The organism is Streptomyces sp. NPDC036984 (assembly GCF_055607665.1).
The window spans coordinates 321315-335707 of the sequence record NZ_JBVJRL010000002.1 but is presented as its reverse complement, the minus strand read 5'-3'; the positions used below and the strand labels follow the sequence as shown (position 1 = coordinate 335707).

Sequence of the window (14393 nt, the reverse complement as noted above, 5' to 3'; positions counted from 1 at the left end):
GGGTATGAGGTGACCACCGCACAGGCCGGCCCGACGCACCCGACCACGGCCGGGGCGCGCCCCTACCGGCTCGCCCTGATCGGCGGCGGCCCCCGGGCGACGTACGCCGTCGAACGGCTGTCGGCGACGCTCGAGCGGCTCGGGGGACGTGGGCTCGAGGTGCATGTCTTCGAACGCACCGGGGACTTCGGTGCGGGCCAGGCGCACAGCCCCGGGCAGACCCGCACCAGTTACCTCAACCGCATCGGCTGTCAGGTCAGCTTCGCCGCCGACGAGACCGTGTCGGGCGCGGGGCCGCTGCGCCCGCGGGAGGAGCGGCCGACCCTGCACGAGTGGTGCCGCCGCCGGTTCGCCGAGACCGGGGACCCGGACTTCGACCTCAGGCCGGAGGACTGGCCGCGCCGGTACGTGCACGGCCTGGCGCTGAGCGACATGTTCCGGGCCTTCGCGGAGGATTTGCGCCGGCACCCCGGTGCGGAGCTGCATCTGCACCGGGAGGAGGTCGTGGACATCGAGCCCTGCGGTGACGGGCTGCGGGTGGTCACGGCACAGGGCACCGGTTGTCCGGTCGACGAGGTGCTGCTGCTCACCGGGCACTCGCACCACGATCCGCGGCTGTCACCGGAGGGAGCCCGGCTGGCCGAGGCGGCGGCCCTGGGCGGCGCCGTGCACCTGCCGCACCCGTACCCGCTGGACCAGGTGCTCGGTGCGGACGTGGCCGGACCGGGGACCGTGGTGGGGCTGGCCGGCATGGGGCTGACCGCGATGGACGCCGTCCTGCATCTGACGGAGGGCCGGGGCGGCTCGTTCCACGAGGTGCCCGGGCGGGGCCTTCAGTACCGGGCGAGCGGCACCGAGCCCGCCGCGATCGTCGCCTTCAGCGGCTCCGGCCTGTTCACCTTCGCGCGGCCCGACAACCGCAAGCCGGGCGACGGTTCCGGCGACCACCCCGGCACCTTCCTCACGAAGGAGGCGGTGGACCTCCTCCGGGCGACCGGCGGCCGGCCGTACCCCACCGCGGACCGGGTCCGGGCGCAGCTCGACTTCGACCGGGACGTACTGCCGCTGGTGGTGCTGGAGATGGCCCACCTGCACTACACGACGCTGTTCGGGCCGGGTGCCGCACTGCTGCTGACCCAGCGGGCGATGCCCTCGTACGTGGCCTTCCTGGCCGGTGCGCGGCCCGGCGGCGAGGACGGTCTGCTGCCCGCGCTGGAGGCCGCGGTGGCGGAGCTGGCGCGCACTCTGGGGCCGGTGCTGCGGGGCGAACAGGCCCTGTTCGAGGCCCAGAAGACGGTCGTGTGGCCGGTGCGCGAGGTGCTGCTGCACTGGGTGCGGACGGTGTACGGGGCGCCGGCGCAGTACGAGGTGCGCAGCTGCCTGGACCGCTCGCTGCCGCCGGTCTGCGTCCTGGACGGGCGTACCTCTCCGTGGTCCCTGGACACCTCCCTGGAGGGGAACCAGTTCGACTGGCACACGGCCGTGCGCCCGGTCGGCCCGGCGGGCTCCCCCGAGAAGTACCGGGAGGAACTGCTGCGGTTCATGGCCCGCGACCAGGCCTGGGCCCGGCAGGGCAATCTGGACAACCCACACAAGGCGGCGTCCGACGGGGTCTGGCGCGACCTGCGGTCGGTGATCTCGTACGCGGTGGACGACGCCGGGGTGACCGCGGATTCACAGCGGACGTTCCTGCGCCGGCACACCGGCCACCACAACCGGCTGGCCAACGGGGCGGCGCCGGAGGTGATGGCGAAGATCGTCGCGCTGATCGAGCACGGCCTGCTGGACGCGGGGACCGGCCCGGACGCCCGGGTGCGCTACGACGCGAGCAGCGGCCGTACGGTCGTGGAGGGGCCGCACACCGGTGCGTGCCGCGCCCTGGACGTGGTGGTCGAGGCGCGGATGCACGCCTTCGATCCGCGTGCCGACGTCCGGCCCCTGTACCGCAATCTGCTGGACCGCGGGCTGGTGCGGATGTGGCGCAATCACGCCGCCGGGGACGCCGCCGACTTCGTGCCCGGCGGCCTGGAGCTGACCGCGGACTTCTCCCCGCTGCGCGCCGACGGCACGGTCGAGTCCCGCCTCACGGTCCTGGGGGCCCCGGCCGAGGGGGCGCGCTCGTTCCTGCTGTCGGCGCTGCGCCCGGACGCCGACCACTACGTCATGCGGGATGTGCTGGTGTGGCTCGAAGGATTTTGGGCGAGACTTGCGTGTGGCGGTGAAATTGGCCGATTCCACCCTTCCCTCTCTGAAAGTCCTGTCATAGAATCCGCACAGGTTGAATCATGAAGTACGAGTGAGACAAAGCCGTGCACGCCCCCCGTTGTCTCGACTTGTCGCGCTTACTCTCCGGTAACATCAAGTCATGCTCAAGTGCCTTGACGTCCAGGCACCGTTTCGTTGATCATGAAACGGTCACGGCGCTTCAGTATGCAGTTTTCACCGCGACAAACCAAAATGGGGGGAAACCATGGGCATGCTTTTTCGTATTCTAGGTCCACTCGAAATAGAGAAGACCAGCGGGGAAAGCGTGAGCCCCTGGGCGCCGAAAATCCGGGCTCTACTGAGCTATCTGTGCTGTCACAACACCGCGGTGGTCTCCCCGGAAAGGCTCATCAACGCCATCTGGGCGGGCACGCCACCGCAGAGCGCGTCCACCGCACTCCACGTCTATATCTGCAACCTGCGCAGCCGCTTTCGCGAACTCGGCCTGGACGCCGCCGTCCTGACCACCCGGCCGACCGGTTACGAACTGCGGCTCGACCACTCCAGCCTCGACCTCAACCTCTTCGAGGCGCACCTCGCCAACGCCTGTGACCTGCAAAAGCGTGGCGAACTCGAAGCAGCCTCCGACGCACTGAGCGCCGCCGTGAGTCTCTGGCGCGGACCGGCGCTGGAAGGCTTCCGCGACCTGCCCGCCTTCGAGGGCATCGGCCGCCTGCTCGACGAGAAGCGCGTCTACGCGCACGAGCGCCGCCTCCAGCTCGAACTGGACCTGGGCCGTCACCAGGCGCTGATCAGCGAGCTCTACTCGCTGATCGAATCCCACCCCACCTGGGAATCGCTCTACGGCTACCTCATGATCGCGCTCTACCGCAGCGGCCGCACGGCCGACGCCCTGCGGGCGTTCGACCAGATTCGCACCCTTCTGGTCGAGGAGCTGGGGATCGAGCCGGCCCGGCGCCTTCAGCAGATTCAGCGGTCCATTCTCGTGCGTGACTCCTGGCTGGAACCGCAGGCCGACAAGGCTGTCGCCTACGCCTTTTAATTCTGCACAACCACGACCGTCCCTCGCAGTGCCTCCAAGCAAGACACTAAGAGTCCGTCTCAGTGACGGATGCGACGCATGAGGCGCACAGCCCAGTAGCGCCGGAGTGGAAAACACAGAATGAAACTCTCCCAATGCCGAGCTTTCGTGTCGGTGGCCGACGCCGGCACGTTCACCGGCGCCGCAAAGCTCATCGGCGTCAGCCAGTCCGCCGTCAGTCACGCCATCGCTGCCCTGGAGAAGGAGCTCGGGACCGAGCTCCTCAACCGTGAGCATGGCCGGATCACCCTCACCCCGGCCGGCCGCCGTGTCCTGCAGAGTGCCCGGATCATGCTCAAACATGCGCAGGAGATCGCCTCGGTCAGCGCCCGCGTGGTGAGCATCGCCAAGCCTCGGCTGCGCGTCGGTGTCGGCCGCAGCTTCGGCAAACGCGCGCTGCCCCGGCTGCTGAGCGATCTGCGCATCCGCTACCCCGACATGGCCCTGGACGTCCGCGTGGGCCCCTGCACCGACGTCGAGGACTGGCTGCGGCGCGGCCTCGTGGACGTCGGCATCGGCACGCTCGCCGGCAGCGGGCTCCCCGCGGAAACGATCTTGCGCGACACCATGCACGTCATCCTGCCCGCCGGCCATCCGCTGAACGCCGGCACGACCGTCCATGTACGGCAACTGGCGGGCGAGTCGCTGCTGATGCCGGGCGAGGCACCGGAGCGCGAGCTGGTCTCCTTCCTGCAAAGCCACGGGGTGACCGCGCGCATCGGTTTCCGCGTGGACGACCTGGGGACCTTGATGACGCTGTCGGCCAACGGCCACGGCCTGACCGTGCTGCCCGGCATCGCCATGCCGGTCAAGGCCCCCCGGCTGCGCGCGCTTCCCCTGATCCCGGTCATGCCCGCCGACCAGCTCGTGTCGGTGAGCAAGGCGGGCGAGGCCAACCCGTACGCGGAGGAGTTCATCGAACTGCTCAAGAGCTCCCTCCATCAGTGCGAATGGCAGGCCCCGGTGCCCCGGCCCTCGGCGGTGCCCCTCACCGTCATGCCGGGCGGGCTGGCGGCGCCATCGCGCCGGCCACCGCGGCCTGCGGTTCTGGCCGAGGCCGAGTGAGCGGCAGCCGCCCCCGGCGGCGCCGCTCGTAGGCGGCGATCTCGTCCTCGTAGCGCAGGGTCGCGGCGATGGGGTCCAGGCCGAGCAGCAGCCGGGTGCGGATGTCGTCGTCCAGGTCGAACGGTGCCACCAGGCCGGCGCACCGGACTTCCTTGCGTTCCAGGTCCACCACGACGGGGACGGCCGGGTCGCTCTCGGTCGCCTCCCACAGCTGCGTCACCACCGACGCGGGCAGGGTGATGGTCAGCAGGCCGTTCATCAGGGAGTTGCCACGGAAGATGTCGCCGAACCGCGGGGCGATCACCACCCGGAACCCGTAGTCCTGCAGCGCCCAGACCGCGTACTCCCGGGACGAGCCGGTCCCGAAGTCGTTCCCCGCGATCAGCACCGTCGCGCCCGCCCGCTCCGGCTGGTTGAGGACGAAACCGGGGTCGTCGCGCCAGTCGGCGAAGAGCGCGTCGGCGTGGCCGTCCCGGGTGGTGCTGGCGCAGAAGCGGACCGGGATGATCTGGTCGGTGTCGACGTCGGTACGGCGCAGGGGTACGGCCGTACCGGTGTGGACGGTGAACTTCCTTGTGTCGGTCACGTCGGGTACCTCACAGATCGGCGGGGGCGGCGAGGCGGCCGGCCACGGCGGTGGCCGCGGCGACGGGCGGGGAGACGATGTGCGTCCTGGATCCCTTGCCCTGGCGTCCCTCGAAGTTGCGGTTGTTGGTGGACGCGGCGCGCTGCCCCGGCCGCAGCCGGTCCTCGTTGAGCGCGGCGCACATCGAGCAGCCCGCCCCGGCCCGGAAGTCGGCGCCGGCCGCGGCGAACACCGCGTCCAGCCCCTCCTCGACCGCCTGCCGGCGCACCGCGGCCGACCCCGGCACGATGATCATGTGGACGCCGTCGGCGACGCGCCGCCCGGCCAGCACCTCGGCCGCCGCGCGCAGGTCCTCGATGCGGCTGTTGGTGCAGGAACCGAGGAACACCGTGTCGACGGCGATGTCGCGCATCGCCGTACCGGGCTTGAGGTCCATGTAGTCCAGCGCCCGGGTCGCCGCGGCGCGTTCCTCGGCGGTGTCGAAGTCGGCGGCGGCGGGCACGTGCTGGTCGAGCGCGACGCTCTGCGCCGGGTTCGTGCCCCAGGAGACGTACGGGGTCAGCGCGCTGCCGTCGAGGGTCACCTCCTTGTCGAACACCGCGTCCGCGTCCGTGCGCAGCGAGGTCCAGTACGCGACCTCCTCGTCCCAGTCGGCGCCGGTGGGCATGCCGGGACGGTCGCGCAGGTAGGCGAAGGTGGTGGCGTCCGGGGCGACGAGCCCGGCACGCGATCCCGCCTCCACCGACATGTTGCACAGCGTCATCCGGGCTTCCATGGACAGGGCCTCGACGGCCTCGCCCCGGTACTCGATGGCGTGCCCCTGGCCGCCGGAGGTCCCGATCCGCGCGATGAGCGCCAGCACCAGGTCCTTGGCGGTCACGCCGGCGGGCAGCGTCCCGCGCACCGTGACGGACAGGTCCTTCAGCGGGCGCATCGGCAGCGTCTGGGTGGCCAGGACGTGCTCGACCTGGCTGGCCCCGATACCGAAGGCCAGGGCCCCGAAGGCGCCCAGCGTGGTGGTGTGGGAGTCGCAGCACACGACGGTCATGCCGGGCCGCACCAGGCCCTGTTCCGGCGCGATCACATGGACGATGCCCTGCCCGGGGTCGCCGAGGCGGTGCAGCGGAATGCCGAACTCGCCGCAGTTGGCGCGCATCAGCTCGGACTGGCGGCGGCCGGACGGGTCCGCGATCCGGCGCCGGATGTCGATCGTCGGGGTGTTGTGGTCCTCCGTGCCCAGCGTCAGCTCCGGCCTGCGGACCGTACGGCCGGCCGCTCGCAGCCGGTCGAAGGCCTGCGGGGTGTTGACCTCGTGCAGCAGCTGGAGGTCGACGTAGAGGAGGTCCTCGCCCGAACTGCTGGTGCGCACGGTGTGCTCGCGCCAGATCTTGCGGGCCATGGTCGAGGGCATGTGGGTGTCTTTCACGAGGGGCGGGATCAGGCCGAGGCGGCGGCCGGCAGGAGGGCGGCGCGGGTGGCCTCGGCCACCGGCTCCAGCGCGTCCCCGGCGATCGCGTCGGCGTCCCGGATGAAGTCGGTCCAGAATCCGGGGCGGCTGCTGCCGCCCTGCATGAACCAGCGGGTGTGCTCGGTCGGGATGCCCAGCACGTACAGCCCGTCGTCCGGCCGGCCGGTGCTGCCCACGGGGTGGTAGGGGCTGTGCGTCACGGCGACACCGCCGGTGTCGAAGGCGTCCGGGCCGCTGTCGTTGACGTAACTGGTCAGCACGCCGCGCGCGATGAGCGCACGGGTCAGCGGAGCGGGGTCGCGGTGCAGCGCCGGGGTCGGGATGCGGGCGTCGACCACCGCGGTGGCGGCCGTCTTCGAACCCCGCACCCACGGCGAGGAGACGGCGAACGTGCCCTGCTCCGGATCGATCTCGTAGCGGGTCTCCGGGCCCGCCAGCCGGAGCACGCCGGCCTCGATCAGCGCGATCACCTGGCGCAGCCTGATCCGCGGCGGCCCCGCGGCCAGGAACGAGGTGCGCGGCACGAACCACTCGAGGAACTCGCCCCGGTGGGAGTCCGGGGCGAGCCCGCCGAAGTCGACCAGATCGCGGATGACGGCGCGGGTGTCGCGCAGCACGTCCAGGGCCGCCTTGAGCGGCGAGTCGACGTTGCCCTCCTCCGCGTGCTCCAGGTCGGCGCGGACGGCGTCGAGGACCTCGGCCGTGAAGGCCGCCGGGTCGGGGTAGTCACGGCCGGCGAACGGCCGGGCCAGGGCGTCGATGTCCAGCGGCGGCAGGGTGTCGCCGCCGTGCCGCGCGGCCAGGGCGCGCACGTCCGGCACGCCGGCCTCCGCGGCGGCGACGACGTCCGCGGTGAACGCCTCGGCCGCGGCCTCGCCCGCGTCACGGCGCAACCCGGTCGCGTAGTAGACCAGATCCATCTCGGCGCGCAGCCAGGGCCACGCCTCGGTCTTGAAGCGCACCGGAGCGCCGGAGCGGCGTATTCGCTCGGTCGTGAACAGCCGGGTGATGTAACGGAAGTTGATGTCCTTCTGGTGGCGGCCGCGACCGGGCAGCGGCATGGAGCTGCGCGAGCCCGCCACCAGCAGCGGTTCGCGTCCGCTCGGCACGTACCGCAGCGCGCCGTCCGGGCCGGGCTCGTAGCGTCCGCCGCGGCCTTCCGTCAGCGCCGCCATCACGTCGTAGAAGGACAGGCCGAGGCCCAGGATCCCCACCGTGGAGCCGGCCGGGATGTCGTCCAGCGCCATGTCGGCGGCGGAGTCGCCGCGGTAGTAGCGCAGGCCCGGGTGGGCGGCGGCGAAGTCGGCGAGGCGCTGCTGGTCCGGGGAGAGCTCCGGCCGGGTGTGGCCGGTGGTGATGACCACCCGGTCGGCGGTCAGCGTGCGGCCGTCGGCGAAGGTGAGGCGGTAGCCGTCGGAGCCGGGCTCCAGGTCCGTCACCTCGGCCTGCGTGCGGTGCAGCCGCACCCGCTCGGGCAGATGGGCCTCGACCGTGCTCAGGACGTACTGCATGTAGTGGCCGTACACGGCACGCGGCGCGTAGCCGAGCGGGTCCGCCCGCTCGGGGTCGACCGTCTGCCACCACTCGGCGAGCGACGGTCCGGCACCGGGCCGCATCGGGCCGCCGTCCGGCCGGCCGGAGAAAGCGGACACCTCACCGGCGATCGTGTTCATCAGGAACCACATCGGCTGATCGGTGCGCCACACACGGCCGGTGCCGACCTCCACCGGGTCGATGAGGTGGATGTCCACCGGCACCACCGGCGGGTCGTCCAGCAGGCGAGCGGCGAGACGTTCGACGACGCTCAGGCCGCGTGGCCCGCTGCCGATCACGGCGATGCGGTGAGGGAACCGGCCGGAAGGCCTGCGGTCGTGCACCTGGCGTCCGTCCTTTCGGAAGTGCCGACGTACCGGATGTGCGGCAATCGCGGTCAATTTATGGGCACGGAGCCGAAAAAGCGGCAGTCGAACAAAAGCGCTCATGGCGAGATGAACAGCTCTCATCGCGGTTGACCGGCCCTTCGGCGCCATGGTCGGGTGAATTGGCCGTCTGGGTGCGGCACATGGAGCCAAGGAGCTGAGGAGCTGTGGTGGGAAAGCCGGCACTGCTGATGCTGGATCTCATTAACGACATTGTTCACCCCGACGGCAGATACGGCCGTGAGGGCTATGCCCGTCAGGTCGCCGAGCGCGGCGTCCTGGAACGCGCGGCAGTCGCGCTGGAGACGGCGCGGGCCCGAGACATTCCGGTGATTCACGTCGTCGTGGGATTCAGCGCGGGATACCCGGAGTGGCCGGCCTCGTCCGATGTCTTCCGCAGCGCCAAGGAGGACGGCCGGATCCTGCTCGGCACCTGGGCCACCGAGCCGCACGACGCGGTCAAGCCGGTCGACGGCGAGCCCGTCATCGCCAAGCACCGCATCAGCCCCTTCTACGGCACCGGTCTCGACCTGACGCTGCGCGCGCTCGGCGTCGACACACTGCTGCTCACCGGCGTCTCCACCGACATGGTGATCCTCGCGACCGCGCGTGACGGCCACGACCGGGACTACACGGTCGAGGTGCTGGAGGACGCCACCGCGGCCGACGGCGACGAGATGCACGCGGCGGCGCTGAAGGTGATCGGCCGCACCGCCCGGATCACCTCGGTCACCGAGGCGTTCGGACTGGAGAGCACCGGATGAGGACGCGCGCCGCGAGCCGTTTCTCCCGCATTCAGCCGTCCGCCACCTTCGCCGTTCTGGAACGCGTGCACGCGATGCGCGCCGAGGGAATCGACGTTCTCGATCTCGGCGGCGGCGAACCGGACTTCGACACCCCGGCCCATGTCGTCGAGGCCGCGTCCGACGCGCTGCGTGAAGGGCACACCCACTACGCGCCCAGCCGGGGCCTTCCCGAACTGCTCACCGCCATTTCGGAGAAGCTGGAGCGGGAGAACGGGATCGTCGCCCGGCGGGACAAGGAAATCATCGTCACGCCGTCGGCGAAGCACGCCCTGTTCATTTCGCTGATGGCGCTGCTCGAACCGGGTGACGAAGTCATCATTCCCACTCCGAGCTGGGTCAGCTACGCCTCCATGGCCCATCTGATCGGTGCCGAGCCCGTCTCCGCACCGCTCGATCCGGGCACCGGCTTCCGCATCACCCGCGAGGCGCTGGAGCGGCACGTCACACCGCGTTCCAGGGTGCTGCTCCTCAACACGCCCAACAACCCGACCGGGCGCGCGCTGAGCCACGAGGAGGCCGAGGCCGTCTCCGCCTTCGTGCAGGAGCACGACCTGCTGGTGATCGCGGACGAGATCTACGAGAAGATCATCTACGACGGTGCCCGGCACGTCAGCCTGGCCTCGCTCCCGGGCTGCGCCGAGCGGACGCTGACGGTCAACGGGTTCTCCAAGGCCCACGCCATGACGGGCTGGCGGCTCGGCTACGTCGCCGGGCCCGACGACCTCGTCCGCGAGGTCCTCAAGGCGCAGCAGCACTCGGTGGGCTGCGCGGGCACCTTCATCCAGCACGGCGGCCTCGCGGCCCTGACCGGTCCGCAGGACGAGGTCGCGGCGATGACGCGCGAGTACGCCGCCCGCCGGGATCTCATCGTGGCCGGCCTGAACCGACTGCCCGGCGTGGAGTGCGCCCGGCCCGAGGGCAGTTTCTACGTCTTCCCCGACATCCGCGGCACCGGCTTCGCCACCTCGGCGGAGTTCGCCGCATGGCTGCTGGACGAGGCCCGCGTCGCGGTGACCCCGGGCAGCGCGTTCGGTCCCGGCGGCGAGGGGCATGTCCGGCTCTCCTATGCCACGTCCCGGGACGTCATCGACCAGGCGCTCGACAGGATGGGTGACGCGCTCGCCCGGCGTGCCAACGGGTACGCCGGCGCGGCAGTCACGGCCACCGCCGAACCGGTCGCCCCATTCATCACCTGCTGCCGTAGAAAGCCGAGCTGACATGCGCCGTGTTTCCTTCTTCGACACCTCGCTCCGCGACGGTGAACAGGCCCCGGCCAACGCCATGGGCCCCAAGGACAAACTCGAACTCGCGCTGGGTATCGAGTCCCTGGGCGTGGACCGTATCGAGACCGGGTTCCCGGCCTCCTCGCCCAGCGACTTCGAGGCGACCCGGCTGATCTCCCAGCACCTCACCACGGCCGGCTTCACCACGTTCTGCCGGGCCGTCCCGAAGGACATCGAGACGGCCGTGGAGGCCGGCGGCACCGCCCGTCACCAGGTGCAGATCGCCGCGACCGGCAGCGACATCCACCTGGAGCACAAGCGGCGCATCACCCGCGCCCAGGGTCTGGCCGAGGTACTGGAGGCGATCGCCTTCGCCCGCTCGCTCGGCGTCGAGGACGTCTCCGTCGGCATCGAGGACGCCAGCCGCGGCGAGGAGGACCTGCTGCGCGAGCTGACGGAGCGCTCCGTCGAGGCCGGCGCGAACTGCTTCGTGGTCGCCGACACCTCCGGCGCGCTGACCCCGGAGGAGTACGCCGGTCTCATCACCAAGTTCCGCGCCTGGGCCCCGTCCCCGGTGCGCATCGCCACCCACTGCCACGAGGACTTCGGCCTGTCCACCGCGAACGCGCTGGCCGGGCTCGTGGCCGGCGCCGACGAGGTGCAGGCCACGCTCGGCGGCATCGGCGAACGCGCCGGGAACACGGCGCTGGAGGAGATCGCCGCGCTGCTGGCGTACAAGCAGGACGTCACCGGCCTGTACAGCGAGATCCGTCTGGACCGCATGTACGAGGTCTACACCGGCCTGCGCCGGATCATCCGGCTGGAGGAGCCGCGCAACAAGGCGATCTTCGGCACGTACGCCTTCGGCACGGCCGCCGGCATCCACCAGCAGGGCATCCTGCGCAACCCCGCCACCTACGAGTACGTCGAGCCCGCGCGGTTCGGCCGGGAGCGCAGCGTGCTCGTCGGCCGCCACTCGGGGCGCACCGTCCTGCGCCATCTGCTGGACGAGCTGGGCGTCACCGTCACCGACGCCGAGCTGAACGAGCTGTACCGCGTACACATCGCGGAGCGGACCGGCGGCGACTGCGAAGACCTCGCGGTCGTCAAGGCCCGGCTCGCCGCCGAACTCGTCCCCGGGTCCGCCGTCGCCGCGGCCTGAGGGCCCGACCGAAGCACCAGATTGAGGACCACCACCGTGGAACCTGTTTACACCTTCACCGACACCGAGCGGGACGCGCTGCGCGAGCTGCTGCGCGGCGTCACGAAGAACCCTTACGAGGACCACTCCGCGTTCAGCGCCGCGATAGCCGACCTGGCCGACAGCGGCGAGGTGCCCGCGTACTTCGTGGAGCTGTGCCGGCGCATCCGCGACGAGCGCGCGGCGGGCGGCGTTCAGGCCCACGTGCTGCGCAACTGCCCGCTGGACGAGGACATCCCGCTGCTCGACCTGGACGACCCGATCGCGGACAAGCACGCCAAGAAGCACACCTTCATCGGTGAGGCGTTCCTGGCCCTGTTCGGCCGGCTCGTCGAGACCCCGCTGCTGTCCTACGGCACCCGGTTCAACGGGGCGTTCTTCGTGGACGTCATCGCGATCAACAAGTACAGCGGGATGCAGACCGGCTTCAGCGACAGCGAGCTGGTCTACCACAACGACCGGACGGCGCACCCGGTGCGGGCCGACTTCATCTGCCTGCTCGGCATGCGGTGCCCCGACGGCGCCGACTACATCTACACCGGTTTCGTGGACGGCCGGGACCTGCTGGCGCACCTCACCGAGGAGCAGCAGGCGGTGCTGCGCAAGCCGTACTTCATCACGCCGTACGACGTGTTCTCCCGCGACAACAACGGCGCGCTCAGCGTCTCCGAGGACCACGCGATCCTGGAGAACGAGCACAGCTTCCGCTACCTCGACACCACCACCACGGTGACCGAGACGGCCCCGCCCGAGGCCAAGGACGCGCTGCTCGCCCTGAAGAACGCGCTGGTGCGGGCCAACAAGACCCGGCACCGGATCCAGACCGGCGACCTGTTCACCTTCGCCAACCAGGACGGTCTGCACAGCCGGGACAAGATGGAGATCAACGACCCGGAGCGGGCCCGGCAGCGCTGGCTGCTGAAGACCTACGCCTTCCGGGACCAGGCCGCCGCCGACCGGTACGCGGACCGGTGGATCAACGGCGTGCCGGGCCGGGTCGGCGACGGCACCTGACGCTCCGCCCGCCTTCCCCCCCACTCTTCCTCAGTCACCCCTGCCTCCGGCTGCGGCCGGACCCCTGAGAGGCGCCGACATGTCTGCTGTCCAGTCCGAAAACCTGCCCCTGCTCTTCGCCAAGCTGGCGTCCGGTGAGTTCGGGGTTGCGGACCTCGACTTCCAGCCGCTGACCGCGGACGGGCGTACCAACGCCGAGATCCACCGGCTCTACGGCCCGGAGCAGACCGGCGAGGGCGGTCCGGCCGCCGCCGTGGTCCGCTACCTGCCCGGGGCCGCGGCCAAGACGCACCGCCACCCCGGCTACGAGCTCATCTACGTGCTCGACGGCGAACTGGAGACGGAGGCCGGGGTGCACCCGGCCGGCAGCCTGCTGAGCATGGAGCCGGACAGCGTGCACACCCCGCGCAGCCCCAAGGGCTGCCTGGCGCTGGTCGTCTGGGAGCAGCCGGTCCAGCCGATCTGACCCACGCCTGCGTTCCCCCTTCTTCCCCCCAACGCTTCGTAGGAACACCTGTGTCGACCTCGCCCTCGTCCACTCTCCCCCCTCAACAGGCGGTCCGTTCGTACGGCCCGCGTCACCGGTGGACCATCCTGGGGATCGGGGTGGCCGCGCAGGCCAGCTTCTCCGCTGCCTTCGCCGGCATCCCGGTCACCGGTACGGTCATGCGCTCCGAGTACCACCTGAGCACGAGTGAACTCGGTTTCGTGCTCGGCGCGGTGCTGCTGGGCGTCGCGATGTCCGAGATCGTCTGGGGTCTGCTGACGGACCGGTACGGAGACCGCAAGATCCTCCTGACCGGGCTGCTGTCGACCGGCTCGGTCCTGGCCCTGATGGCTGCGCTCGTCGTGCCGTCCGGGGGCACGGTGCCGTCGGCCGTCCTGCTCGCCGTCTGCATGCTGTTCGTCGGCCTGCTGGGCGGCAGCGTGAACGGCTCGTCGGGCCGGGCCGTGATGCTGTGGTTCCACGACCGGGAACGCGGTTTCGCCATGAGCATCCGGCAGACCGCGATCCCGGCGGGCGGCGCCATCGGCGCGGCCCTGCTGCCCTGGCTGGCCACCTCGGTGGGCTTCCGCGCGGTGTTCGCCACGCTCACCGCGTTCTGCTTCGTGACGGCCGCCGCGGCCTGGCGCTGGCTGCACGAGCCGGAGGCCACGGTGAAGCCGGCCGCCGCCGGGGCGGCGAGCGCGGACGCGGCTCAGACCGTCTCGCCGCTGAAGCGGTGGGACTGCTGGCGGCTGGCGCTGGCCAGCGCGCTGCTGACCATGCCGCAGATCGCGGTGCTCTCCTTCGCGGGCATCTTCTTGCACGACGCGAAGGACGCGGGCCTGGTCGTCGGCAGTGTGACGATCCTGGCGGTCCAGATCGGCGGCGCGGCCATCCGTGTCTGGTCCGGCCGCTACACCGACCGCAACGGCAACCGCCGTGCCTACGTCCGCGCGGTCGGCGCCGTCTCCGGTGTCGCCATGGCCGGTGCGGCCGCGCTCAGCCACGGGCCCGTCTTCCTGGTGGCCGCGGCCCTCGCGGTCGGCGGCATGCTCGCGAACGCCTGGCACGGGGTCGCGTACACGGAGATCGCCTCGATGGCCGGGGCGCAGCGCGCCGGTGCCGCGCTCGGCATGGAGAACACGACCGCCTTCGCCGGCGCGTTCGTCACGCCGCTGATCATCCCCGCCGTCCTCTCGGCCACCTCCTGGACCGTGGTGTGGTCCCTGGTCGCCGCGGCGTCGCTGCTCGCGGTGCCCCTCGCCCCGGGCGGTGGCAAGCCGAACCGGGCGTCCTGACCGAGGCGGAGAGGAGACG

The 14393-nt window shown here is 71.2% G+C and carries 12 protein-coding genes; 9 read left to right on the top strand and 3 right to left on the bottom strand.

Annotated elements, in window-relative coordinates; genetic code table 11:
* Positions 1-9 precede the first annotated feature (9 nt).
* From ACZ7DL_RS05525 to ACZ7DL_RS05515, 3 genes are all read left to right on the top strand, one after another.
* Positions 10-2289 carry an FAD/NAD(P)-binding protein gene (locus tag ACZ7DL_RS05525; protein ID WP_470771596.1) on the top strand — a complete coding sequence of 760 codons (2280 nt, stop codon included), beginning with the start codon at positions 10-12 and terminating at the stop codon, positions 2287-2289.
* A gap of 241 nt (positions 2290-2530) precedes the next feature.
* A complete protein-coding gene (locus ACZ7DL_RS05520) occupies positions 2531-3268 on the top strand; it encodes an AfsR/SARP family transcriptional regulator (protein ID WP_470771594.1) in 738 nt (245 codons plus the stop codon).
* Positions 3269-3388: 120 nt separating this feature from the next.
* The gene (locus ACZ7DL_RS05515; protein WP_470771592.1) at positions 3389-4372 is read left to right on the top strand and encodes a LysR family transcriptional regulator; all 984 of its coding nucleotides are present in this window, start codon (positions 3389-3391) and stop codon (positions 4370-4372) included.
* Here the strand turns inward: ACZ7DL_RS05515 and leuD are convergent.
* Genes leuD through ACZ7DL_RS05500 form a run of 3 tightly spaced genes read right to left on the bottom strand, consistent with a single transcriptional unit; the run spans position 4302 to position 8303 of the window.
* The gene (gene leuD, locus ACZ7DL_RS05510) at positions 4302-4958 is read right to left on the bottom strand and encodes a 3-isopropylmalate dehydratase small subunit (RefSeq protein WP_470771591.1); all 657 of its coding nucleotides are present in this window, start codon (positions 4956-4958) and stop codon (positions 4302-4304) included. The genes ACZ7DL_RS05515 and leuD overlap by 71 nt on opposite strands.
* A gap of 10 nt (positions 4959-4968) precedes the next feature.
* Complete coding sequence (gene leuC / locus ACZ7DL_RS05505) at positions 4969-6369, bottom strand: 3-isopropylmalate dehydratase large subunit (RefSeq protein WP_470771590.1); 1401 nt, start codon at positions 6367-6369, stop codon at positions 4969-4971.
* A 26-nt stretch (positions 6370-6395) separates the two neighbouring features.
* Complete coding sequence (locus tag ACZ7DL_RS05500) at positions 6396-8303, bottom strand: FAD/NAD(P)-binding protein (RefSeq protein ID WP_470771589.1); 1908 nt, start codon at positions 8301-8303, stop codon at positions 6396-6398.
* Between the two features lie 212 nt (positions 8304-8515).
* On the opposite strand from ACZ7DL_RS05500, the gene ACZ7DL_RS05495 reads away from it, so the two are divergent.
* The 6 genes from ACZ7DL_RS05495 (at position 8516) to ACZ7DL_RS05470 (ending at position 14374) form a co-directional block, all read left to right on the top strand.
* Positions 8516-9109: a cysteine hydrolase family protein gene (locus ACZ7DL_RS05495; protein ID WP_470771588.1), complete on the top strand. Its 594-nt coding sequence runs from the start codon at positions 8516-8518 to the stop codon at positions 9107-9109.
* Positions 9106-10368: a pyridoxal phosphate-dependent aminotransferase gene (locus tag ACZ7DL_RS05490; protein ID WP_470771587.1), complete on the top strand. Its 1263-nt coding sequence runs from the start codon at positions 9106-9108 to the stop codon at positions 10366-10368. The genes ACZ7DL_RS05495 and ACZ7DL_RS05490 overlap by 4 nt, the downstream gene beginning before the upstream one ends.
* A gap of 1 nt (position 10369) precedes the next feature.
* Complete coding sequence (locus ACZ7DL_RS05485; protein WP_470771586.1) at positions 10370-11536, top strand: LeuA family protein; 1167 nt, start codon at positions 10370-10372, stop codon at positions 11534-11536.
* Between the two features lie 36 nt (positions 11537-11572).
* Entirely contained in the window at positions 11573-12589 is a 1017-nt protein-coding gene (locus ACZ7DL_RS05480; RefSeq protein WP_470771585.1) for a TauD/TfdA family dioxygenase, read from the top strand.
* 79 nt (positions 12590-12668) lie between these two features.
* The gene (locus ACZ7DL_RS05475) at positions 12669-13055 is read left to right on the top strand and encodes a cupin domain-containing protein (RefSeq protein WP_470771584.1); all 387 of its coding nucleotides are present in this window, start codon (positions 12669-12671) and stop codon (positions 13053-13055) included.
* Positions 13056-13195: 140 nt separating this feature from the next.
* Positions 13196-14374 (top strand): MFS transporter, encoded by a 1179-nt coding sequence (locus ACZ7DL_RS05470; protein WP_470771583.1) that lies wholly within the window; start codon positions 13196-13198, stop codon positions 14372-14374.
* The last annotated feature ends 19 nt before the right edge of the window (positions 14375-14393 follow it).

What these genes read in the sequence shown, in the direction of transcription:
- ACZ7DL_RS05515 (WP_470771592.1), top strand. Translation starts at nt 3,389, where the DNA reads ATGAAACTCTCCCAATGCCGAGCTTTCGTGTCGGTGGCCGACGCCGGC.
- leuC (WP_470771590.1), bottom strand. Translation starts at nt 6,369, where the DNA reads ATGCCCTCGACCATGGCCCGCAAGATCTGGCGCGAGCACACCGTGCGC.
- ACZ7DL_RS05490 (WP_470771587.1), top strand. Translation starts at nt 9,106, where the DNA reads ATGAGGACGCGCGCCGCGAGCCGTTTCTCCCGCATTCAGCCGTCCGCC.
- ACZ7DL_RS05485 (WP_470771586.1), top strand. Translation starts at nt 10,370, where the DNA reads ATGCGCCGTGTTTCCTTCTTCGACACCTCGCTCCGCGACGGTGAACAG.
- ACZ7DL_RS05475 (WP_470771584.1), top strand. Translation starts at nt 12,669, where the DNA reads ATGTCTGCTGTCCAGTCCGAAAACCTGCCCCTGCTCTTCGCCAAGCTG.